The following is a 21,330-nucleotide window of genomic DNA, read 5'->3' as shown; positions in this document are numbered from 1 at the left end:
AATAACGTACGTTATATGTCAGTAACATGTGTGATGATCGTGGATCACGGAAGGGTGCTATGACGAGTAAGTCGTCCCGGTGACCCTCCAGCAGCGTAAGGGCTCCCTCGACCCGACTGAGCTGGATCTCTTCCAGATCAACGAAGCCTTCGCCGCAGTCGGTCTGGCGTCGGCCAGGGCGAGGCCCTGCTGATCCAGGACTCCCAGAACTGAACACACGAGGAGACTTCTATGGCGTACTTCGAACGGATCGACGAGACACGGTTTCAGGCCACCGAACATGCGAGTGGAGCCTGGGATGAAGACATGCAGCACATCGCGCCTGCGCTGGGGCTGATGGCACATGTCATGGAGCAAGACAGAGATCAACGCCGTGAGGACTCGCTGCGCATCACGGGGCTGCACTACGACATCCTGGGACCGTTGCCGGTGGGTGAGGTCGACGTCGTCGCCCGCGTGCTGCGTCCCGGCAAGACCATTGAGCTGGTGGAGGTCGAGCTGAGGCATGACTCGCGTCCGGCGGTGCTCCTGCGCGGCTGGCTGCTGGCTCAGTTCGACACCGCCCGGCTGGAGGGAACCGCGTTGGCGGAGATTCCCGGACCGGCGACCTTTGAACCGTGGGATGCGAGCACAGTCTGGCCCGGAGGGCTCATCCGCTCGATCGAATCCAAGCGCCGCGTCCTGGGCGAAGGGCGCTCCCAGGCCTGGATCCGCACCCCCCACTCCCTCGTCGCGGACGAACGGGTGAGCGATCTGTCTCGCTTCGTCGGACTGTTCGACGTCGCGAACGGGGTCGCCGTCCGCTCAGACCCAGGTGACGTGCTCTTCCCCAACGTGGAGCTCTCCACCCAGATCTTCCGTGCTCCAGAAGGGGAGTGGGTGGGCTATGACACGACGGTCTCCTTCGGACCCGATGGGCGCGGACTGACACAGTCCATCATTCATGACCTCAAGGGACCCGTCGGCTCAGCGACCCAGGCGCTCACGGTCCGACCCAGGCAGTGACGTGTCCGAGCCCGTTGCTCTGCGATGTGCCGGTGCCGGTCAGGTCTTGAGCGGCGCTGGCACGTACCTTCTCATCAACCCGTGATCCGCCGGACCCCGTCGAGGATCGCCTTGTGCGCCCGAGCATCGCTCAGCGGCAGGAAATGTCCCCGCGTCTCCAGCTGCACATTGTGTGCACCTTCGAGGCGGCTCCCGCCGGGGATGTGGGGGTCGAAGCGACCGTAGATCGAGATGATGTCCGCATCCACGTCCCGGCTGGCGCCCAGTTCGGCCAGCTCCGGGGAGCGTGGCAGGAACAGCCGCAGCGCGGGCAGCGGCAGCAGTCGGGCCAGCTGTGACCCTTCGAACGGGGTGTTCAGCGTGACCAGCCCCAAGACCGGGTCGGCGTCACTCTGCCGGGTGAGCAGCAGCTTGCCGATCAGCCCGCCCTTGCTGTGGGCCACCAGCACACACCGTTGAACGCCCTCACGGCGGATGTAGTCATCCACCAGGTCTGCCATGTCCTCGATGGTGCCGCCGTTGTACCCCAGGTCCACGACGGCGTGCACGTCATAGCCCTGCTCCCGCAGCACGTTGGCCACCGGGAGCATGAAGGCCCAGGTCTCATAGATCCCCGGCAGCAGCAGCACGGCGGGCTTCCCTGACTCGGGCCGGCGGTAGGCCTTCGGATCAGGCCCACGCAGCAGTCCGGACGCCTGCCGGCGCAGCGCGTAGGCGTAGTCGTGGACCCAGGCGCCGAGGTTGCGGCCAAGCTCGGATGCCCCTCGCAGACGCTCCCGCGCGCCGGAGGAAGGGGTGGCCGAAGCCGGGAGGCTGGTCACGCGCGGGGCGCCGTCGTCTGCGGGCCCGGGCGCTCGCCGTCGACGGCTGCCAGAAACGGGGCACACGCGGAGGCGAGCTCCTTCGGCCGGTGGATCTGGAGCGCATGCGGAGCGTCGGGGATCTCCACCAGGTTCGCGTCGGGGGCGAGGTCCACCAGCTGCCGCGCCCACTCGGCCGAGGCGATCGGATCATTCCCGCCGCGGACCACCAGGCCCGGAATCGTGCAGCGCTGGATGGACTCCTCAGTCCGATCGGCAAGCATGTGTCGGACCGTGCGCAGGTAGCGCAGCGGGCCCATCCGCACATAGTTGCGGAACACTATGAAGTTGTTCCGTGGGGGTTCGCGCAGGGTGTCGCGCATCAGCCGTGAGCTCTGGGCGAGAAAGCTGCGCGCGGACGGGTCCACTGTCGGCCCGATCAGCACGTAGCCGGCGAACATCTCCGGGTGGGTGGCGACGGCGTCGGCGACGATCTGGCATCCCATCGAGTGACCGACGAGGACGGGGGAGTCCAGCTCCAGCGTGGTGACCACCCCGGCCACCACCTCGCTCAGCTTCGAGATGCTCAGCGCCCGCTCCGGATTGGGCGTCTTGCCGTACCCCGGCAGATCCAGCGCGTAGACATCGTGGGTGGCCGCGAGCACGTCGGTCAGGGGCTGGAAGTACTCGCCGGACATGCCGAGTCCATGCACCAACAGGACCTGGGGTCGCTGCGGAGCGAAGGTCCCGTGAACATCCACGGCGTGGTCGCCGACCTGCAGGCGCCTCGTGCGGGACCCGGCTGCGGATACGGTCCTCCAGAACATGGGCCCCTTCTCGATCCGTCGTATGAACCTGGGGCGAGCGCTGCGTGGCCCGCCTCAGATCGACCATGGTATCGAGGCTGGCTGTATGTCCCGGTGGGGGTCCTCCCAGATTCTCCCCTCGCCGCCCTATGCGCCGTGGTCGGTGACCTCCGGAGTGCTCGCCCCAGGGGAGAGGTCAAGGCGGCGGAGCAGCTGGGCGTTGAGAGCAACCACCACGGTGGAGGCAGACATCAGGATCGCGCCGATGCTCATCGGGAGCACAAATCCGAGGGGCGCCAGCACGCCCGCGGCGAGCGGCACCGCGGCGATGTTGTATCCGGCGGCCCACCACAGGTTCTGCTTCATCTTTCTGTAGCTGGCCTCGGAGAGCCTGAAGACGGAGAGCACGGAGCGAGGATCGGAGCTCGCCAGGATCACCCCGGCGGATCCGATGGCCACGTCGGTGCCCGCGCCGATGGCGATGCCGACATCGGCCTGCGCCAGGGCAGGAGCGTCGTTGACGCCGTCACCCACCATGGCCACCTTCTTTCCCTCTGCCTGGAGCTCGGCGACCTTTGCCGCCTTGTCCTCGGGTCGGACCCCGGCGAAGACTCTGTCGATGCCCAGATCTCGGGCGACGGTGTCGGCAACTGCCTGGGCGTCCCCGGTGATCATCACAACCTCGACGCGTCGGGCATGGAGCGCCTCGATGGCAGCGTGGGACTCGGGTCGGACCTCATCAGCGAGCCGCAGCGCTCCGATCACCTCACCGTCCATCAGCACGTGGAGGATGATCGCGCCTTCTTCGCGCCACTGCTCGGTGACCGTGAGCGCGTCCTGTCTGCGCTGGTCCAGAAGATGCGGACCCCCGACCTCCACGACGCTGCCGTCAACGGTGGCGCTGACCCCCACGGCGGGAGATGAGGAGAAGTCTCTGGCCCGCGGCACGTTCAGGTCCCGGCCCCGTGCAGCGCCGATGATCGCCCGGGCCAACGGGTGTTCGCTGTCTGACTCTGCGGCGGCGGCGAGGGCAAGGACGTCGTCGTCCCGGTGATTCCCCACGGGGTGGACCCCTGTGACGGTGGGCTCCCCCTTGGTGAGCGTGCCGGTCTTGTCGAAGAGCACCGCGTTGACCGTGCGCATGGACTCCAGGGCCAGCCGGTCCTTCACGAGAACGCCGCCCCGGGCGGCCCTCTCGGTGGCGATCGAGACCACCAGCGGGATCGCAAGACCCAGCGCGTGGGGACAGGCGATCACCAGCACGGTGATCGTGCGGACAACCGCAGCCTCGGGCATGCCCAGCGCGGCCCAGCTGAGTGCAGTCAGGACCGCAGCCCCCAGAGCGAACCAGAACAGCCAGCCTGCAGCCCTGTCCGCGATGCGCTGAGCCCGGGAGGAGGAAGCCTGAGCATCCGCCACGAGCTTCTGGATCCCGGCCAGAGCGGTGTCTTCCCCGATAGCCGCGACTTCGACGCGCAGCCCGGAGTCTGTCGCCACGGTGCCGGCGACGACGTGCTCGCCGGTCCCGCGGCGGACCGGCTTCGATTCACCGGTGACCATGGATTCATCCATCGAGGCGCTTCCGTCGATGATCCTCCCGTCGGCCGGGACCGAAGAGCCAGGCCTGACGATCACCACATCGCCGACGGCCAGAGCGGCCGGAGCGACCTTCACGACGTCGTCGCCCTGGACCTTCTCAGCCTCATCGGGCAGCAGCGCTGCCAGGGAGTCCAAGGCAGAGGTGGTCTGAGCCAGTGAGCGCATCTCGATCCAATGTCCGAGCAGCATGATGACCACCAGCAGGGCCAGCTCCCACCAGAAGTTCAGCTCATGGTCCAGGATCCCCAGCGTCGCACCCCAGGACGCGATGAAGGCCACGGTGATGGCGAGCCCGATGAGCAGCATCATCCCGGGCTGCCTGGCGCGGACCTCCGAGGCTGCTCCGGTCAGGAATGGGCGACCGCCCCAGAGGTAGACGATGGTGCCCAGCACAGGAGACACCCACCACACCCAGGGGGCGTCTGGGAGCGTATAGCCGAGAAGGTGCGCGAACATCTCGTTGAAGCCCACCACCGGCACGGCCACCACCACCATGATCAAGAACAGCCGGCGGAACTGACCGACATGATCCCCATGGTCGTGGCTGTGACCTTCGTGTCCGGTGTGACTCGACGGAGCCTCATGGCCGTCATGACTCGGATGATGACCATGATCATGGCCATGGTGCGGGGTGTCCGCGGCGGGACCAGGTCCAGCCTGCTCGGGTGCTCGCGACGAATTGTCCATGTCTGCATTTATACCCCTGGGGGGTATATGAGTCAAGGTGTGGCTGTCGGGTAGAACGAGTCCACGGGGCGCGCGTGACCCCACCTGACGCGTGGACCACGCCTGGCTCGAGCTTCATGGAATCTTCATGAGATCCAGCGCGCTGCGTCGATGCGGCGCAGATAGGGTTGAGGGCTGGTCATTCCACGAGGGAAGGAGATGTACGGATGAAGCTCGTGAACCGCAGACGCCTCATCGGCGGAGGTCTGGGAGTGCTCGGGGCGGGAGCCCTGGCGGCCTGCTCGCGGGAGGCTCCGCCGGCAGCCCCAGACCAGAACACAACCTCCCCCATCTCCCACATCCACGCGATCGTCCGCGATCCGGCCGATTCGGCAGTGGTGCTGCTAGCCGCTCACGAAGGCCTGTTTCGGCTCCGGGAGCAGGAGTCGATTGCAGTCGGCCCCGAGATCGATCTGATGGGCTTCACCGTGACCCCCGACGGCCGCTACCTGGCGTCTGGCCACCCGGGGCCGGGGGTCGATCTCCCGGAGCCGCTCGGACTCATCGAGTCCACCGACCGGGGCGAGACGTGGAAGGTGCTCTCCCGGGGAGGTGAATCTGACTTCCACGCACTGGCGGCCAGTTCTGACCGTGTGCTCGGCTTCGACGGCGAACTGCGACTCAGCGCGGATGGTCGGACATGGGAGACCCTGCCTATCGATTCCATGCCCGCATCGGTCGCGATCGCCGAGGGCTCAGGAGCGATGTTGGCGGCCACCGAAGCGGGCGTCCTGCGATCAGATGACGGCGCCGCATGGGATCTGCTGGACACACCGCAGCTCATCCGGCTTCTGACCTGGGTCGATGACACCACGATCGTGGGTGCAAGCGTCGAGGGACACCTGCTGATCAGTCAGGACGTGGGAGACAGTTGGACCGTCAGTCAGCAATCCCTCGGTGAGGTCTCTGCCCTGGGGGCGAGTTCGACTGCCGACGGCGCCGTCGAGGTGCTGCTGGTCGTGGGCGAGTCAGTGCTTCGCACCCTCGACGGCGGGGAGACCACCGAACGTCTTCTCTGAGCTGGACTCCTAGGACCCGGTTCAGAGGTCTTTCAGGAGCTCTTCCATCTGCTCGATCTCGGCCTGCTGAGAGTCGATGATGTCCTCTGACAGCTCCAGGGCTTCGGGGTTCGCCCCGTCCTGGAGATGCTGCTCCGCCGAGGAGACGGCGCCCTCATGGTGGACGATCATCTGCTCCAAGAACATCTCAGAAGCGGCCGAGCCGGTCGATTCTTCGAGCTGGTCGAGGTCTTCCTCGCTCATCATGCCCTCGTGCTGCATAGTGCCCCCGTCCATGCCGTCGCCCATGTCGCCGTGGTCCATGTCCCCCATGTCCCCCTGGTCCGGGCCCGCTTCCTCCTGACCCCAGGCGTCCAGCCAAGATTCCATCTGCTCGATCTCGGGACCTTGGGCCTCGCGGATGTCTTCGGCGAGGGCCTCCACCTCCGGCTCCACATCGTCCTTGTCCAGCAGCATCTCCGACATGTGGACTGCCTGTCGGTGGTGCGGGATCATTCCGGAGATGTAGTCGACATCGGCCTCGTTGTACTCCGCTGCGGTCTCCTCTGCAGCCTCTCCCTGATCGGATGGGGTCTCGTCGGACTGATCCTCGGCGGTGGCGCAGCCGGTCAGCGCGACCGTGAGTGCGAACGCGCCGATGAATGCTGCGGATGTCTTGGTCTTCATGGGTTCCTCCTATGTTGAGATCACCAGTGGCTTGCTGTGGAGTCAACCGCATGGCTGGACCCGGCATTGCCCGAAAGCGTGATCTTGAAGAAACCTTCATCAAGTGCAGACCCGTTCTTGACCGGATGTTCTGCCTTCCACCTCGCCGGCATCCTCAGCGAGGACGCCGGGACAGTCTCGGCGCCCGCAGCAGAACCTCGAGGGGCCCTCGGCTGAAGCGCTTCCGCCAGAGCCAGGCGAACGCCATCAGCGCGGCCACGGTCCAGGTGCTCGCGATCATCCCCTGGACCAGCGTGTCCGGTCCCGGGCGGACGACGAATGCGAGGATCAGCAGGTGCCCGACGTAGGCAGTCAGGGCCAACTGACCCAGGAAGATCAGCGGAGACACCATGGGGTGGGACCACGCGTGGATCTTCAGGCACAGGCCGAGGACGAAGACTGCGGACCCGGTGCCGCCGATCAGCCACAGCGGCATCTGTGAATGGGCCACCGCGCTGAAGAGTCGCTCCCATGCCATATGGGTCGTCGGCTCGCCGAATGCGGCCACCAGAAGCGCAGAGAGCAGGCGAGCCGCCACTGCAGCAGCTGCGCCCCAGATGATCAGTCGAGTGCTGATTCTTGAGTCTGTGAGCTCCAGTCGACCCAGCCAGAGGCCGAGGACGAAGGGCGCCGCCCAGACGATCAACGGGTATGGGCCCGTGAGCACGATGCCGGTGAAGATCTCCCAGGGCGGGCCTGAAGCTGAGACGGGGTCTCGATCGAAGCGTCCGTCGGTCTGAGCCTGAACCGCAATCCAGATCACCGGGCCGAGGAGGGCGCTGATCCCCGTGGTCAGGAGCAGGAGGCCACCGGAGACCCGGAGAAGTGGGAGAGAGAAGAGGATCAGCAGCGCATAGATCTGCAGAATCACCGAGACGTCGTGGGCGAGTTCCTGGAGCGCCAGGCCGCCCAGGAGCAGCAGTACACAGCGCCAGAGCAGCGACACCCAGGGGAGCGGAGCGTGTTGTTCGCGAGAGCGGCGCGTCATCAAGGAGACGCCGATTCCGCCGAGCAGGACGAAGAGCAGGGACGCCCGACCATACGGAACTCGGTAGATCATCTCCAGAAGCTCGTCGTCGCCGCGGGGACCAGTGTTGACAGCAATCATGCCGATGATCGCCAGCCCGCGTGCAGCGTCCAGCGCGAGCATCCGCTGTGCGCCCGAGCGAGGCGGCCCCTTCGTGGAGGTCTTTCGCTGAGACGACACTCCGGCTCCCTGTCTGATCTGCTGGTGAGTCCCGTGACGGTGACCACGCAACTCTTGACTATATCGAGTCGCCTGCGAGGGGGCGGCAGATAATCAGATCCTTTATGGAACCTTCATCAAGTCTTGGGTGCCCTGAGGCAGCTCGACCGTGAAGACGGCTCCCTTTCCGGTCCCCTCGCTGAACGCCCAGACGGATCCTCCATGAGCGGTGACTATGGAACGCACGATCGCGAGTCCGATCCCAGATCCACCGTGGGTGCGGTCGCGTGCGCTGTCCACGCGGTAGAAGCGCTCAAAGAGGTGGGCAAGGTGTGCCGGGTCGATTCCGTGGCCGGTGTCGACGACGTCGACGGTCACATGGGATCTGGATGCCCGTGCACTGAGGGTCACCTCGTCGCCGCGCTCGGTGTGGTGCAGTGCGTTGTCCAGCAGATTGGTCAGGACCTGACCGATGCGGTCGCGATCCGCGGTGATCGTCGCGGCTCTTGCGCGGTTGCCGATCTTGATCTCGAGGTTCACCCCGGCGGCCTGATAGCGAGCGCGGATCTGGGCAGACGCGGCATCCAGGAGCTCACCGAGCTGGACCGGGGCGAGCCGCAGGTCCAGGCACCCCTCTTCTGCGGCGCTGACCAGAGAGATGTCCTCAGCAAGGCGTGTGAGGCGCTCGGTCTGTTCTCTGAGCATGACCAGGGTTTCGTCGTCGGCGTGGGCGATCCCGTCCTGCATCGCTTCGAGATATCCGTCAACCGTGGACACCGGTGTGCGCATCTCGTGGGCCAGATCTGAGAGCAGGCGCTTGCGCGTGAGCTCCGTGCGGTCCAGCTCTGCGGCCATGCTGTTGAACGCGACCATCAGCTCAGTGAACTCTGCTCCGATGCTGCTCTCCGGGACCCTCGCGGAGTAGTCGCCGTCCGTGATCTCGACGACCGCAGAGCGGATCTTGCGGATCGGCCGGACCAGCCGGCGCACGAGGATCACGGTGACGACGACGGAAGTCCCGAAGGCTGTCAGGAGGGCCAGCAGGAGGGACAGTCTCCATGCCGCATCGAATGCTTCCTCGGCGTGGGCGACGATGCCTGGATCGGGGTTGGAGGTTTCGACCATCTCCATATGGTCATCGAAGATTGCCGGTCCCACGATGAGAGCAACGACCCAGGCAGTCACCACCGCCACACCCAGCACAAGGATGAGCGCCGCCAGGATCCGGGTGCCCAGCCCGGTGAATCGCCTCTGTCCGATCAACGTGGCGGTCCCGTCTTGTACCCGATGCCACGGACCGTGTGGATGAACCGGGGGTTCGCGGAATCATCCCCCAGCTTTCGGCGGAGGTGCCCGATATGGACATCGACCAGGTGTTTGTCTCCGAACCACTCATCACCCCACACCTTGGTGATCAGTGCGCTCCGGCTCTGTGCCACTCCGGGTTCCGCGAGAAGCGTCGCCAGGAGCTCGAACTCGGTCAAGGTGAGATCCACGAGCTGACCCCGCAGTTGAACTTCACGTCCCGCCAGATCGACGCGGAGGTCCCCCAGCTGGTAGGTGACGAGGTCCGAGCCGGAGGCGTTTCGTGGCCTGCGCAGCATCGCCTTCACGCGCAGCACCAGTTCTCGTGGGCTGAAGGGCTTGGTCACATAGTCATCGGCGCCGACGGACAGTCCGATCAGACGGTCCACCTCCTCGGCGCGGGCCGTGAGCATGATGATGTAGCAGTCCGAGAACGTCCGGATCTGTCGGCAGGCTTCCACGCCGTCCAGGCCAGGCAGGCCGAGGTCAAGGATGACGACGGCGGGGCTCTGTTCGCGAACGATATCCACGGCGTGGGATCCATCTCCGGTCGCCACGACGCGGAACCCATCGCGGATGAGGTATTGCTCGATCAGGTGGACCAGTGGCGCCTCGTCGTCCACCACCAGGATCTTCATGGGACCTTCCCCGACAGCTGACATGGTCCCGATACTAGATCAGCCTGCGCGGCCCATGTCGTCGAGCCAGCTGGCGTGCCAGGCCAGGGCGGCGTTCCAGTTGATCGTCGTCTCATTGGTGGACCAGGAGTCAGACGCGTCGATGTAGCAGAACTGCGGCGCGCAGCCGGAGAGATCGCCCTGTGCCGTGGGATCGCCGAGGACGGAGTTGGCCCCGCCGGCAAGCTTGCCGGCGGGGAACGGCGGCAGCCGCTCGTGATCGGCCGCGTACCAGCGGCTGTGCATGTTTTCAGAGAAGTACGTGCCGTAGCCGGAGACGTAGGAGTTGTTGATCGCGTTGCGGCCCAGGACATAGTCGATGGCCTCGATCCCGGCTTCGCGGTACCGGGTCTCGCCGGTGAGGTCGAAGGCGGTGGCGATCACCGCGGCGTTGTTGAGCACCATATGGTTCGACCCCCAGTCGTATTCCTCCGGGGCATAGGGGTGGCCGAAGGGCTGATCCTGCTGGACCGCCAGATAGGCGTCGGCGGCGTCGACCACGGAATCGATCACCGCCTCACGGTCCTCCAGGTCGCTGTCCACGGTCGCTAGATCCAGGCGGGCGGCAGCGGCGGTGTTCTTCCAGTCGAAGGCCGGGGTGCCGAAGACCTGGTCCTCGGCGCCGCCCACATGATGCACGTTGGTGCGCACCGCGTCCTCATAGCTGGCTGACCCCGTGGTCAGGTACAGCTGCGCGGCCGCCCAATAGAACTCGTCGCTGAACTCGTGATCGTTATAGGGACCACCGCCGGGATTCGGGTCAACACCGTCGGGGCCCCGGAAGATGCTGGAGTGCTCGGCGGCGGCAGCCCAGGCAGATTCCGCAGCGTCGAGCAGCTCATCGGCGAACTCTTCGTCGTACTGGTCATAGAGGCGGGCGCCGTGAGCTGCGGCGGCTGCCAGGTTTAGCGTCGCGGCGGTGGAGGGCCGGTGCAGATACCGCGGCATCGGGTCCTCGTGCGGGAGGGTGTCCATTCCGGTCCAGGCGATGTCGTGCAGCTTGTGGTGCGCCATCCCGCCGGCATCGATCTCGACCCCGTCGATCGTCATCCAGGTGTCGGCGGGCACCTGCATGGAGAGCATCCATTCAAGGTTCCAGCGAGCCTCGTCAAGGATGTCCGGCACCCCGTTGCCCCGCTCGGGGATCAGCAGGGTCTCGTCACCCAAGGCCTCGTCCACGGCTACCTCGGCGTTCTGGCTGCGCTCATAGGTGGCCAGCAGCTGCCACACCGAGATGCCCGAGTTGACCACGTATTTGCCATGGTCGCCCGCGTCATACCAGCCACCTGCAGCATCCAGGGCGTAGCCCTCCGGGCAGCGCCACGCCTCGGGGTCGCCATAGACGTCCGCGCTGGCGTGCTGCTCCGCCCCGTTCCACACGAAGCGCTCCGCCGGCAGGCAGGGCACCTGCAGATCCCCCCGGTTGGGGACGTCGGCGTCGGGCAGGTCTTCCCATGGGGGCACGAATTCCGTGACGTGCCCGGCAGGGCGCTCGTACTCCTGCCTCTCGAGGCTCCCGTCGACCTCGATCGGTTCAATCGCGATGCCGGATCGATGCGTGTAGTAGACGTTCAGGGCATCATGGCGCAGTGAGGTGTATAAGTCCTCGGTGATGTCGAAGGGGTAGCTCTGCTCGCCCTCGGCGGTCAGCGTGTAACCCGCCCCGGAGTCGCCGTGATCGCTGAAGTCGATGGTGTGGACGTCGAGTCCCGCCGACGGGTCGAACCCTTGCGGGGTCGACTCTCCTTGCGCGGCGAGCCCGCCGTCGTCGTCGAGCAGCTGCCAGCTCACCGCTTCCGTCTGGTCGCTGACCAGCGTTGCGCGCTTTGGGCCGTCGGGCAGGTAGCCGAGCTGGTTGACGCGCACGCGTGGCCCGGTCTCATGCCCGAAATCGGCGACTGCCGATGCAGCTGAGTCGTTGCCTGCGGCGCCCGAGCCTCCCTCCGCCTGAGCACTGTCATCGGCGCAGCCCGACAGGGCGAGGACGACGGCGGCGACTGTCGCCGCCCTCATGACCGGGCGGGAGCCGGCGCTCCGAGGTGCGCTGGAGGGCATCGAGGATCCTTGGTTCGGCGGGGGACGGCCCGCATTGGTGAACGCTCAGCAGCAACACTGGTCCTGAGGCTTCTGAAGAGCAGTTTTCGGCACAAGTCGTACAGATGTCAAAGGATCCGGGCCGGGGCTGACCCGGTGGGCGGCGTACCGGCCCGATTCGCCTGCGCTCGCGCATGCGAGACCGAGTTTCTTAGAAGACTCTTATCAAGCTCCTAAGTTCACTTTATGAATACCCTTCATCCTAGAAAAGTAAGTTCCCGAAACGGTGAAACCCGTCCCCTCGAGAGAGGTCTTCGAGCATGAACATCCTCCATCACGCCGGGCCCCCCGCGTCGCTCCTCACCGAGACGAGCGCCTCGGCAGACGAGGACCGCGGAAGCGCGGCCGGTCAGCCCCGCTCCGCAGACGTGGACGGGCACGTGCGCAACGACCGGAACGAAGTGGCCAAAGCTCTGTACGAAGACCGTAGGAAGCTGTTGGCTGGCTTGATGGCGCCTGCGGCGGAGCCGTGGGAGGACCTTCCCGATGACGTGAAAGAACGGTGGCGACGCACGAGCGAAAGCGCTGGCCCAGCCGAGGAGACCGCCGGGCCCGGGCCGTGTTCCCATCATTGAAGGCGATCTCTCTGCCATGGTGAAGCTGCAGTTCCGCGCTCGCAGTTTCACAGGTTGAACCAGGAGAATCCGGTCTATGCGAATCCTTCTCGTCGATGACGAACCTGCTCTCCTGCGTTCGGTGGCCCGCTCACTGCGGTTCGAGGGATATACGGTCCACACTGCGATCGACGGACCCGAAGCGTTGGAGGCCTTAGCGGCTCACCGGCCAGATGCCGTAATCCTTGACCTGATGCTTCCGACGCTGGGAGGCCTTGAGGTCTGCCGGCGCATCCGTGCCGCGGGGGAGGTGGTCCCGGTGTTGATGCTGACGGCCCGTGACGCCGTGACCGATCGAGTCGCCGGCCTGGACGCCGGGGCCGATGACTACCTTCCGAAGCCCTTCGCCTATGAGGAGCTGCTCGCACGTCTGCGGGCTCTGCTGCGCCGATCGGTGCCCGCCAGTTCTGAGGCGCTGCTGCGCCTCGGGCAGGTGGTGGTCGACCCTGGGGCATGGCGGGTCACCGCCGGGGGAGAAGAGGTGGCGGTCACCCGGACCGAGTTCCTTCTGCTTCAGGTGCTGCTGCGCCATCCCGGACAGGTGCTGACCCGACGGGCGCTCTATGACCATGTGTGGGAGGGAGACCTCGACGAGACCTCCAATTCGCTGGAGGTCTATGTCGGATACCTGCGACGCAAACTGTCCACCGCAGGTGTCCATGGACTGATCCACACCGTGCGCGGAGTCGGCTACTCCATCCGGGGTGACGCATGAGTCTCCGGTCGCGGATCACCATACTGGTCGCGTCCGCCGTGGCGCTCGCGTTCGTCGTCGCGGCACTGCTCGCCTGGACGATGATCCGCTCGGTCATGATGACGCAGTTGGACGACACCCTTCTGGGCAGAGTGCCAGACGCCGGAGAGATCCAGTCGGTCTCCGAAGAACTTCCCTCCGGAGCCATGGCCCGCGACCGCATGCTGCGATTCAACTCGCTGACCCAGGACGATCAAGTGGCCGTCCAGTTCATCGGTCCAGATGGCTCGATCGATCGCCAACTGGCCCCTCGGTCCCTGAGCCTGGAGACCCCGGAGGTCCAGGACCTCCCTGCCCCCACTTCCGAGGAGCCGCGCCTGGACACCGTGGCGATAGACGGCGTCAGTTACCGCGTCTTGACGACCGCCGTGGGGGGCACGGGGTCCCTGATGCGTCTGTTCCAGCCGCTCACCGCCCTGGAACAGACCCTCTCGGCTGTCGCGTGGGCGTTGACCGGGATCGCGCTGGTGGGAGTCACCGTGGCTGCCGGTCTCGGCTGGTTGGTGGCGCGGACCGCCGTCCGCCCGGTCCAACGGCTGGTCGCTGCTTCGGAGGCGGTCACAGCAACCGGGAATCTCAGCCGGCGAGTTCCGGTCAGGGCGGGAGCACGGGATGAGCTGGCGCGGCTCAGCACCTCGTTCAACTCGATGCTCTCCGCGCTGGAATCCAGCCGCACGCAGCAGCGTGAACTGCTGGAGAACGCCAGCCACGAGCTGCGCACTCCGCTGACTGTGCTCCGAAACGACTTCGGCCTCCTCGCCCGCCTGGAGCGCACCGAGACTGGGAATGGGGGCGACCGGGAACAGCTGATCCAGGATCTGGATTCGCAGGTCACGGCTCTTGCCGATGAGGTCGACCAGATCGTCACCCTCGCACGCGGTGACACCACGGCGGAGCCGCCCGTCTCGGTTCCGCTCAGGGAGCTGCTCGAGCAGGCAGCGAAGCGAGTTCGCCGCTTGAACCCCCAGGTGACAGTGCACGTTGACGCGCCCCTCGATCAGGCGGTCGTCTTCCCGAACGCACTGGAACGCGCCGTGACCAACCTGGCGCGCAACGCGGTGCAGGTGAGCCCTGACGGTGCGACCGTGACGATCGCCTTGAAAGTGACGCCGGAGACCTGCTCCATCGAGGTGTGCGACGAAGGACCGGGGCTCGCCGACCTTGAGATTCCGCTGCTGTTCCAACGGTTCTTCCGCGGCACTGGTTCCCGCGAGCGACACGGATCCGGGCTGGGGCTGGCCATTGTGGAACAGGCCGCGCAGCTGCACGGCGGCCGGGTGGTGACCGGGAACAGGCCCGGGGGAGGGGCGCGGTTCACGTTCAGCTGGCCCACAGCCCACCTTCGATCCTCAACTCTTAGGAGTCCCTTAGCAAGTTCCTAGTCTGGCTTTATCGAGGCCTCACATCCTTAGAACTGAAGTTCCCGCAACGGCGAACCCAGTCACCAAGGAGAGAGGTCACCGACGGATGTATATCCTCCGCAACGCCGCGCTGAACGTCTGGCGCAACAGGGGCAGGAACATGCTGCTCGGAGTGATCATGCTGGTCGTCATCGCCACCAGTGTGATCGCCATGATGATCACATCCACCTCGTCCGGCATCATCGCGGACTATAAGGACAGATTCAGCTCCGAAGTCACCTTCGAGCCGGACATCGAACAGATTCGTGCCGAGGCGAGCGCGGAAGGTGGTGATCCCGAGGACGGCGCTCCGATGACGGCGATGCCCAGCATCGACGCCGATCAGTATCTGGCCTTCGGTGAGTCCGAGCTCCTCAGCTACGCGAGCTACACCGCCACCACCGGCATCGTGCTCGATGACCTCACGGTGGTGGACGAGGAGCTCGGCGGCGGCACAGGGATGATGGCGATGGGCGGTCCGCCCGGCGAAGAGGCTGACCCGGACCGGCTCGAGTACATGGCCTCGCTCAACGGGGGGACCTTCACCGAGTTCGACGACGGCACCCGGGCCGTCGCGGAGGGCGAGATGCCCGATGGGCTCGACGAAGCGATGGTGAGCTCCTCTCTCGCTGAGCTCAACGACCTCACCGTCGGCGACACGATCACCGCCACCGGGCAGCTGCAGAACCCGGACCAGGACCAGGACAGCCTCGAAGAGATCAGCTATGAATTGGTTGTCGTCGGCATCTATGACGACTTGACCGAGTCTTCCGGAGACTCACCGATGCAGAATGCTTACACGAACACCCGCAACCAGGTTCTCACGACCTACGAGACCGTTCTGCAGAACTACGACTCGCAGTTCCAGGGAATCCAGGTCAGCGGGTCCTACTTCCTCACCTCCCCTGACGTGCTGGAGGAGTTCGAAGGTGAGGTCCGCGCCAAGGGTCTCAGCGACAGTTACAACGTCACCACTGATGAGGCCGCCTATGAGCGGATCGTCGGGCCCGTCGAAGGACTCAGCTCGATATCGAAGGCCTTCATGATCGTGGTCCTCGTCCTGGGCGGCGCCATCATCGCGCTGCTGAGTTCGATCGCCATCAGAGAACGAAAGTACGAAATCGGCGTGCTCAGGGCGATGGGCATGAAGAAGTCGCTGGTCTCCCTCGGCCTGTGGATCGAATCGCTGATGTTGACCGCGGTCTGTCTGGCCGCAGGCCTGGGCATCGGCGCGCTGATCGCTCAACCGGTGACGGATTACCTGCTCGAGGGGCAGGTCGCAGCGGCAGAGAAATCTGCTCAGGCCGATGGCATGGGACCCGGAATGGGAGGCATGCCCGCAGGGATGGCGGGTGCACCGGGTGCCACGGGCGCAGAACCCCTGACCGCGCTGGCAGTGGGCCTCACCGCGGGCTCGATCGGGCAGATCGTCGTCGTCGCACTGCTGCTCGCGACGATCGCCGGTGGCATCGCCATCGCATGCATCACCAAGTACGAGCCCATGAAGATCTTGGCAGAGAGGAACTGACCATGACTGTCACCACGGTGAGCGCACTGACGCTCAAAGACGTCACCTATCGATACCCAGGCGCCGGCCACGATGTGCTGCGGGGCATCAACGCCGAGTTCAACAATGGGCAGGTCCATACGATCGTGGGCAAGTCCGGCTCAGGAAAATCCACCCTGCTCTCCCTCATGGCGGGCCTGGACGTCTGCGGTGGGGGTGAGATCACCTTCGAAGGAGGATCCCTCGCCTCAACCGACAGGGACAGGTACCGGGCCAAAGACATCGGCGTCGTGTTCCAGGGCTTCAATCTCGTCACGAACGCCACCGCGGTCGAAAACATCGTGCTCAGCATGAACATCGCAGGCAGCACGATCCGAGATAAATCAGCACACACGTACGCCGTGCTGGAACAGCTCGGCATCTCCGCCGAAGATGCGGGCAGACCGGTCCTGAAGCTCTCAGGAGGGCAGCAGCAGCGGGTCGGAATCGCGCGCGCACTGTCTCATGATCCAGCGGTCATCATCGCTGATGAACCCACCGGAAACCTTGACCAGAAGACCGAAGAAGAGATCCTCGGCATCTTCATCCATCTCGCTCACGTAGAAAACAGGTGCGTCATCATCGTCACACATTCCACCAGGGTCACGCAGATCGCTGACGTCATCCTCGGGATCAAGTCCGGCAAAATGGACGTCGTAGGGGGTCTGCGATGACCTTGACGCCATCAAGGATGCGGCCCCGCCTGCTGCTGCAGATCGGGGGTTGGGCCCTGCTTGCCAGCGGTCTCCTCACAATGGGGTATGCCACCTGGGCCTATAGGGAGGTCAGGTCGTACCTCGAGGAGGTCGAGGCCAGCGGCCAGGTCGTCGAGACCTTCGACGCGGTGAACTACCTGATGTCGGGCAGCGGGTTGTACCTGCTGCTCGGGGTGCTTCTCGCCGCTCACGGTGGTGTCTGCCTGGCGCTCCGGAGGGTCGTGCCGGAGAAGCCTGAGCTCCCGGTCACTGGAGATCGACCTGTCCCGGACACCGATCCGGGAGCCACACCTCCGGTGCAGAGACGTGAGGACGGCTCGGCACCGACCGAGGAGGAAGAACTCGAGGCGCTGCTCCGGCGCGTGGACGACACCCCCTGAGTGCCGAACTCCTTGCGGCAAGAAATAAACCACCGCGCACGTGGTGTTCTCCCGGACAAGACCACCCACAAGCTTGAGGATTTCTGATCGTATGGGCGACATCCACCACCTGCTGAACAACACCATCGGCTTCGGCACGGCACCCCTGGGCAACATGTTCCGGGAGATCCCCGAGGACGAGGCGCTGAGCACAATCGAGGCTGCCTGGGACGCCGGCATCCGCTACTTCGACACCGCCCCGTTCTATGGCGCCGGTCTTGCCGAGAAGCGCCTCGGCGCCACCCTCGGAAAGAAGCCGCGCGATGAGTTCCTGCTCAGCACCAAGGTCGGGCGCTACATGTCCGATGAGACCGAGGAGAAGGAGGGACTCTTCGCCGACGGGCGCAGCAACAAGGTCATCACCGACTACACCGCCGAGGCCACGCGGAAGTCGCTGGAGCAGTCCATGGAGCGCCTGGGCACCGACCGGCTCGACTTCGTGTTCGTCCACGACATCTCCCGGGACTTCCACGGCGACGAATGGATCGCGAAGTTCGAAGAGGCCCGCACCGGCGCGTTCCGCGTCCTCACCGAGATGCGCGAGCAGGGTCTGATCAAGGGCTGGGGACTGGGCGTCAACACCACGGAACCCATCGAGCTGGCCATGCAGCTGGAGGAGACTCCTCCCGATCTGAGCCTCTCGGCCACCCAGTACACGATCCTCCAGCACGAGAAGGCGCTGCAGCGGATGATGCCTCGCGCCAAGGCGCAGGGTGTCGGGATCATCGTCGGCGGACCGTACAACTCCGGAGCGCTGCTGGGCGGGGACCACTTCGACTACACCGAGGCGCCGCAGTCGGTGAAGGATCAGGTGGCCTCGCTGTCAGCCGTGGCCGCCCGCCACGACGTCGACCTCAAGGCGGCCGCGCTGCAGTTCTCCACCGCCCACCCCGCGACCGTCGCAGTGATCCCCGGTTCAAGCCGGCCGGGCCGGATCTCTGAGGACATCGCCGCGCTGTCCGCGACGATCCCCGGCGACTTCTGGGATGAGCTGGTCCAGGAAGGCCTGATCTCAGCCAAGGCACCGCTGCCGCAGGCCTGATAGCCACGGCGGTGTCTTGAGTTCGTAGTCCCAGCGTCGCCGCCGGAGGCAGTGTCGCATCGCCTCTAGCGGTCCCTCGGGGTCAGTTCTATCGTGGGTGCAATGCGTCCCGTGCGCATGGGGGCGTGTTTCAGATGAGAGCTGTCTACCGGGAGCGGAGGCGTGCAGCTGATGGAAGGACCGATCGAGAACCTGACCAACTCTGTGCCGTCATGGGGTGCGAAGATGGCGTTCGGCGAGAGCATCACGATCGGCGGTCGCGAGCTGGTTCCTGCGGCCCTGGTCATCTTCGGCTTCGGCGGTGGCGGGGGTTCGGGCAGAGTCCCGCCGAGCGGGGAGGACCCGGAAAGAGAAGGCGAAGGCAGCGGTGGCGGGGGCGGCGGCTGCGTCTTGCCGATCGGTGCGTATGTCGATGGTCCCCACGGGCCGAAGTTTCAGCCCAACCCGGTTGCCACGGTGATCGTGAGCGCGCCGCTCGTGACTGCCCTCGGCTGGGCGGTGGCCCGGATCATCACCGCCGCAGGCGGGACCGCAGGAACGCCTGCAGCCAGAGGCCACCGGCTCGTGAACCAGCAGACGCGTTCACGGAACCGCAGGACTGGCTTGGTGAGTCTGCTGAGTGCCGGAGCTCCTCGACGTCGAACCGTGGGTCTTCTCCGTGGTCGTGCACGCGGAGCGTCAGGGCCGCACGGACCTCTTCGGGGGCATCGTTCCCGATGAGAAGCCTGAGCCGGGCGTCGTCGACGGGGAACACGATCGCTGTTCCGCTCAGACGCACCTCGACCCCGAACCTGCAGTGCGGGTTGCGGTCTTCAGCTGACCTTCATCTCCCCCATCTCATCCCAGCCTGAGCCTTCGACCTGGCGAGAGATGATCTCCGGCGTCGCGACCAGAGCCTCGTGCATCGGGCTGCCCGGGGCAGTGGCAGTCCTGAAGTGCTCAGACTCCACGTGAGGTTCCGCGCCGTCGTCCTCGAAGGCCTCTACCAGCACGTACTGGTTGGTGTCGTCGAGGCTTCTGGACCATTCGAACCACTTGTTCCTCGGCTCTGCGCGCGTGGCTTCGGTGAACGCGCGGGTGATCTCCGGCCACTGCTCAGCGAGCTCCGGCTTGACTTGGAATTTCACGACGATCAGGATCATGTCTTCTCGCTCCTTCTTGGGTTTTTGGTCGGCGTCACCCGCTGCCGTTGGTGCGGGGTCCAGTCTCAGGAGAACTGCATCCCTCCGTCGACCAGCATCGTCTGGCCGGTGATGTAATCGGAGTCCTCCGAGGACAGGAAGGACACGAGGCTGGCGACATCGCTGGGTACTGAGACGCGACCAAGCAGAATGTCGCCCGCGTACTTCTTGATCGCCTCGCCCTTCTGGAGGCCCTCTTCGGCGGCGAGCTTTTCATCGATGAGGTCCCACATGGCTGTTCCCACGATCCCTGGACCGTAGGCGTTGACCGTGATTCCGTACTGGGCCCACTCCATGGCCGCGGCCTGGGTCAACCCTCGCACCGCCCACTTGCTCGCTGAGTAGGGCGACAGGAGGGCGAAGGGACGGAATGCCACGATGGAGGCGGCGCCGATGATCTTTCCACCGGTGTTCTGCCCCATCATCTGCCTGGCGGCTGCGCGGTAGGAGTGAAACACCCCCGTGACGTTGACGTCCATCACCTTCTGGAAGTCCTCAGTCTTGTAGTCCAACAGCGACTGGACCTGGGCGATGCCTGCATTGGCCACGAAGACATCCAGGGATCCCCCGGTCTCCACTGCCGTGCGGACCAGCGCATCGACCGAGGACTCCACGGTCACGTCCACCTCGGCGGCGCTCGCATGTCCGCCTGCGCCGGTGATCGTCTCCACGGTCTCGGCTGCTTCTTCCTGCATGCCTGGCAGATCCGCGACGACCACGTGCAAACCGTCCTGGCCGAGTCTCTCCGCAATGCCACGCCCGATTCCGCGTCCGGCTCCCGTGACGACGGCGACCCTCAGTTGTGCACTCATGCGCTGTTCTCCTCAGGTGTGATGGTCAGCACAGTCTGTGGTGCGTCAGTCGAGACGAGCCAGAAGCTCTCTCATCCGGTGAGAACGGTCTTCGATCCGGCGCGCATATACCGACTGCATCGGCCGGCATATTCGCGCAGAGCAGCTTCGATCTGTGGTTCCAGTCCAGCGGCTCGGCGTGCGGACATGCTGACAGCGATCGCGCCGACGTTGACTCCGCTGGCGCCGCGAACGGGTACGGCTGCGCAGGTTGTCCTAGGCAGAAACTCCTCGTGCTCCCACGCGATCCCCCGGATCGAGACGGTGTCGAGGTGTTCATCCAGCAGGTCAGGGCGGGCGATCGTGTGAGGAGTCAGGATCGGCATTCCTCGTGCATCGAGATAGGACCTCCTCTCCTCCTGCGGCATCGAAGCGAGGAGGATCTTGCCGAAGGCCGTTGCATGCGCGGCCTCATGGAATCCGAATCGCAGAGGGCGCAGCCGTGGATGCTTCTCGCAGTCGGAGAGGTGTGTGAGCACTATGTCCGAGCCGCGGTAGACCGCGAAGTAGGCAGCCGTCTCCATGGTGCGGTGAAGCTCATCCGTAGCCTGTCGGATGGGGGAGGGTGCCACCAGGCGCTGGCGGAAGGACAGCCCGAGGTCGAAGCACTTGGGCCCCAGCTCGAAACGTCCGTCCTCTTTGAGATGCACGAGGTATTGAGTCGCCACGAGCTCGCTGAGGAGGCGATAGACGCTGGGGAGCGGGATCTCCAAGCGCTGGGCGACTTCCTTGGCTGTGGCGCTCCCAGACGCCGCGACGGCCTCCAGGACAGCGAAGGTTCGGTGGATCACGGCAATGGCTGGCATGGGACCTCGTCTCGTCAGGACTCAGGAATCGTGGGCTCGAAGGGCTTGCTCGGGGTGTTCTCGCCCGGTGAGAACCTAC

21 protein-coding genes are annotated in these 21,330 nt (G+C 65.4%); 9 read left to right on the top strand and 12 right to left on the bottom strand.

The window, feature by feature from the left end; all coding sequences use genetic code 11:
* Positions 1-231 precede the first annotated feature (231 nt).
* On the top strand, positions 232-1,005 hold the full coding sequence (locus tag LTH93_RS08760) for a thioesterase family protein (protein ID WP_241470720.1): 774 nt from the start codon (positions 232-234) through the stop codon (positions 1,003-1,005).
* A 74-nt stretch (positions 1,006-1,079) separates the two neighbouring features.
* Here LTH93_RS08760 and LTH93_RS08755 read toward each other — a convergent pair whose 3' ends face one another.
* The 3 genes from LTH93_RS08755 to LTH93_RS08745 form a co-directional block, all read right to left on the bottom strand.
* Positions 1,080-1,826, bottom strand: coding sequence for an esterase/lipase family protein (locus LTH93_RS08755; RefSeq protein ID WP_241465844.1), 747 nt, complete (start codon positions 1,824-1,826; stop codon positions 1,080-1,082).
* Positions 1,823-2,632: an alpha/beta fold hydrolase gene (locus tag LTH93_RS08750; RefSeq protein ID WP_241470719.1), complete on the bottom strand. Its 810-nt coding sequence runs from the start codon at positions 2,630-2,632 to the stop codon at positions 1,823-1,825. The genes LTH93_RS08755 and LTH93_RS08750 overlap by 4 nt, the downstream gene beginning before the upstream one ends.
* A gap of 126 nt (positions 2,633-2,758) precedes the next feature.
* Positions 2,759-4,897 (bottom strand): heavy metal translocating P-type ATPase, encoded by a 2,139-nt coding sequence (locus tag LTH93_RS08745; RefSeq protein WP_370642731.1) that lies wholly within the window; start codon positions 4,895-4,897, stop codon positions 2,759-2,761.
* A 206-nt stretch (positions 4,898-5,103) separates the two neighbouring features.
* On the opposite strand from LTH93_RS08745, the gene LTH93_RS08740 reads away from it, so the two are divergent.
* Positions 5,104-5,955, top strand: a complete 852-nt coding sequence (locus tag LTH93_RS08740; protein WP_241465847.1) for a F510_1955 family glycosylhydrolase — start codon at positions 5,104-5,106, stop codon at positions 5,953-5,955.
* Positions 5,956-5,976: 21 nt separating this feature from the next.
* Here LTH93_RS08740 and LTH93_RS08735 read toward each other — a convergent pair whose 3' ends face one another.
* The 5 genes from LTH93_RS08735 to LTH93_RS08715 form a co-directional block, all read right to left on the bottom strand.
* Positions 5,977-6,621, bottom strand: a complete 645-nt coding sequence (locus LTH93_RS08735; protein WP_241470718.1) for a DUF305 domain-containing protein — start codon at positions 6,619-6,621, stop codon at positions 5,977-5,979.
* A 154-nt stretch (positions 6,622-6,775) separates the two neighbouring features.
* The gene (locus LTH93_RS08730; protein WP_241470717.1) at positions 6,776-7,867 is read right to left on the bottom strand and encodes a DUF418 domain-containing protein; all 1,092 of its coding nucleotides are present in this window, start codon (positions 7,865-7,867) and stop codon (positions 6,776-6,778) included.
* A 102-nt stretch (positions 7,868-7,969) separates the two neighbouring features.
* Entirely contained in the window at positions 7,970-9,109 is a 1,140-nt protein-coding gene (locus tag LTH93_RS08725) for a sensor histidine kinase (protein ID WP_241465852.1), read from the bottom strand.
* Entirely contained in the window at positions 9,106-9,813 is a 708-nt protein-coding gene (locus LTH93_RS08720) for a response regulator transcription factor (RefSeq protein WP_241465853.1), read from the bottom strand. The genes LTH93_RS08725 and LTH93_RS08720 overlap by 4 nt, the downstream gene beginning before the upstream one ends.
* A gap of 15 nt (positions 9,814-9,828) precedes the next feature.
* On the bottom strand, positions 9,829-11,883 hold the full coding sequence (locus LTH93_RS08715) for a glycoside hydrolase family 9 protein (RefSeq protein WP_241470716.1): 2,055 nt from the start codon (positions 11,881-11,883) through the stop codon (positions 9,829-9,831).
* 690 nt (positions 11,884-12,573) lie between these two features.
* Here LTH93_RS08715 and LTH93_RS08710 point away from each other — a divergent pair.
* The 6 genes from LTH93_RS08710 (at position 12,574) to LTH93_RS08685 (ending at position 18,413) form a co-directional block, all read left to right on the top strand.
* Complete coding sequence (locus LTH93_RS08710) at positions 12,574-13,251, top strand: response regulator transcription factor (RefSeq protein ID WP_241470715.1); 678 nt, start codon at positions 12,574-12,576, stop codon at positions 13,249-13,251.
* Positions 13,248-14,672, top strand: coding sequence for a HAMP domain-containing sensor histidine kinase (locus LTH93_RS08705; protein WP_241470714.1), 1,425 nt, complete (start codon positions 13,248-13,250; stop codon positions 14,670-14,672). The genes LTH93_RS08710 and LTH93_RS08705 overlap by 4 nt, the downstream gene beginning before the upstream one ends.
* A gap of 85 nt (positions 14,673-14,757) precedes the next feature.
* Entirely contained in the window at positions 14,758-16,218 is a 1,461-nt protein-coding gene (locus LTH93_RS08700) for an ABC transporter permease (protein ID WP_241470713.1), read from the top strand.
* A 2-nt stretch (positions 16,219-16,220) separates the two neighbouring features.
* The gene (locus tag LTH93_RS08695) at positions 16,221-16,910 is read left to right on the top strand and encodes an ABC transporter ATP-binding protein (RefSeq protein WP_241470712.1); all 690 of its coding nucleotides are present in this window, start codon (positions 16,221-16,223) and stop codon (positions 16,908-16,910) included.
* A complete protein-coding gene (locus LTH93_RS08690; protein WP_241470711.1) occupies positions 16,907-17,332 on the top strand; it encodes a hypothetical protein in 426 nt (141 codons plus the stop codon). Before LTH93_RS08695 ends, LTH93_RS08690 begins: the two co-directional genes overlap by 4 nt.
* Positions 17,333-17,423: 91 nt before the next feature.
* Positions 17,424-18,413, top strand: a complete 990-nt coding sequence (locus LTH93_RS08685; RefSeq protein ID WP_241470710.1) for an aldo/keto reductase — start codon at positions 17,424-17,426, stop codon at positions 18,411-18,413.
* 210 nt (positions 18,414-18,623) lie between these two features.
* Here the strand turns inward: LTH93_RS08685 and LTH93_RS08680 are convergent, their stop codons facing one another.
* Entirely contained in the window at positions 18,624-18,836 is a 213-nt protein-coding gene (locus LTH93_RS08680; protein ID WP_241465858.1) for a hypothetical protein, read from the bottom strand.
* 196 nt (positions 18,837-19,032) lie between these two features.
* On the opposite strand from LTH93_RS08680, the gene LTH93_RS08675 reads away from it, so the two are divergent.
* A complete protein-coding gene (locus LTH93_RS08675; RefSeq protein WP_241465859.1) occupies positions 19,033-19,233 on the top strand; it encodes a hypothetical protein in 201 nt (66 codons plus the stop codon).
* Here LTH93_RS08675 and LTH93_RS08670 read toward each other — a convergent pair.
* The 3 genes from LTH93_RS08670 to LTH93_RS08660 form a co-directional block, all read right to left on the bottom strand.
* Positions 19,226-19,555, bottom strand: coding sequence for a putative quinol monooxygenase (locus LTH93_RS08670; RefSeq protein ID WP_241470709.1), 330 nt, complete (start codon positions 19,553-19,555; stop codon positions 19,226-19,228). The two genes, LTH93_RS08675 and LTH93_RS08670, sit on opposite strands and share 8 nt — an antisense overlap.
* Before the next feature lie 65 nt (positions 19,556-19,620).
* Positions 19,621-20,406 carry an acetoin reductase gene (locus LTH93_RS08665; protein WP_241465862.1) on the bottom strand — a complete coding sequence of 262 codons (786 nt, stop codon included), beginning with the start codon at positions 20,404-20,406 and terminating at the stop codon, positions 19,621-19,623.
* Between the two features lie 71 nt (positions 20,407-20,477).
* Positions 20,478-21,251: an IclR family transcriptional regulator gene (locus tag LTH93_RS08660; RefSeq protein ID WP_241470708.1), complete on the bottom strand. Its 774-nt coding sequence runs from the start codon at positions 21,249-21,251 to the stop codon at positions 20,478-20,480.
* Between the last annotated feature and the right edge of the window lie 79 nt (positions 21,252-21,330).

Origin of the sequence: Nesterenkonia sp. DZ6 (genome assembly GCF_022565835.1) — a bacterium.
In the GTDB taxonomy this organism is placed as follows: Bacteria; Actinomycetota; Actinomycetes; order Actinomycetales; family Micrococcaceae; genus Nesterenkonia.
This window is presented reverse-complemented; position numbering and strand designations above follow the sequence as displayed.

What these genes read in the sequence shown, in the direction of transcription:
- LTH93_RS08720 (WP_241465853.1), bottom strand. Translation starts at nt 9,813, where the DNA reads ATGTCAGCTGTCGGGGAAGGTCCCATGAAGATCCTGGTGGTGGACGAC.
- LTH93_RS08740 (WP_241465847.1), top strand. Translation starts at nt 5,104, where the DNA reads ATGAAGCTCGTGAACCGCAGACGCCTCATCGGCGGAGGTCTGGGAGTG.
- LTH93_RS08745 (WP_370642731.1), bottom strand. Translation starts at nt 4,897, where the DNA reads ATGGACAATTCGTCGCGAGCACCCGAGCAGGCTGGACCTGGTCCCGCC.
- LTH93_RS08705 (WP_241470714.1), top strand. Translation starts at nt 13,248, where the DNA reads ATGAGTCTCCGGTCGCGGATCACCATACTGGTCGCGTCCGCCGTGGCG.
- LTH93_RS08760 (WP_241470720.1), top strand. Translation starts at nt 232, where the DNA reads ATGGCGTACTTCGAACGGATCGACGAGACACGGTTTCAGGCCACCGAA.
- LTH93_RS08690 (WP_241470711.1), top strand. Translation starts at nt 16,907, where the DNA reads ATGACCTTGACGCCATCAAGGATGCGGCCCCGCCTGCTGCTGCAGATC.
- LTH93_RS08665 (WP_241465862.1), bottom strand. Translation starts at nt 20,406, where the DNA reads ATGAGTGCACAACTGAGGGTCGCCGTCGTCACGGGAGCCGGACGCGGA.
- LTH93_RS08695 (WP_241470712.1), top strand. Translation starts at nt 16,221, where the DNA reads ATGACTGTCACCACGGTGAGCGCACTGACGCTCAAAGACGTCACCTAT.
- LTH93_RS08670 (WP_241470709.1), bottom strand. Translation starts at nt 19,555, where the DNA reads ATGATCCTGATCGTCGTGAAATTCCAAGTCAAGCCGGAGCTCGCTGAG.
- LTH93_RS08735 (WP_241470718.1), bottom strand. Translation starts at nt 6,621, where the DNA reads ATGAAGACCAAGACATCCGCAGCATTCATCGGCGCGTTCGCACTCACG.
- LTH93_RS08685 (WP_241470710.1), top strand. Translation starts at nt 17,424, where the DNA reads ATGGGCGACATCCACCACCTGCTGAACAACACCATCGGCTTCGGCACG.
- LTH93_RS08700 (WP_241470713.1), top strand. Translation starts at nt 14,758, where the DNA reads ATGTATATCCTCCGCAACGCCGCGCTGAACGTCTGGCGCAACAGGGGC.
- LTH93_RS08710 (WP_241470715.1), top strand. Translation starts at nt 12,574, where the DNA reads ATGCGAATCCTTCTCGTCGATGACGAACCTGCTCTCCTGCGTTCGGTG.
- LTH93_RS08715 (WP_241470716.1), bottom strand. Translation starts at nt 11,883, where the DNA reads ATGCCCTCCAGCGCACCTCGGAGCGCCGGCTCCCGCCCGGTCATGAGG.
- LTH93_RS08660 (WP_241470708.1), bottom strand. Translation starts at nt 21,251, where the DNA reads ATGCCAGCCATTGCCGTGATCCACCGAACCTTCGCTGTCCTGGAGGCC.
- LTH93_RS08750 (WP_241470719.1), bottom strand. Translation starts at nt 2,632, where the DNA reads ATGTTCTGGAGGACCGTATCCGCAGCCGGGTCCCGCACGAGGCGCCTG.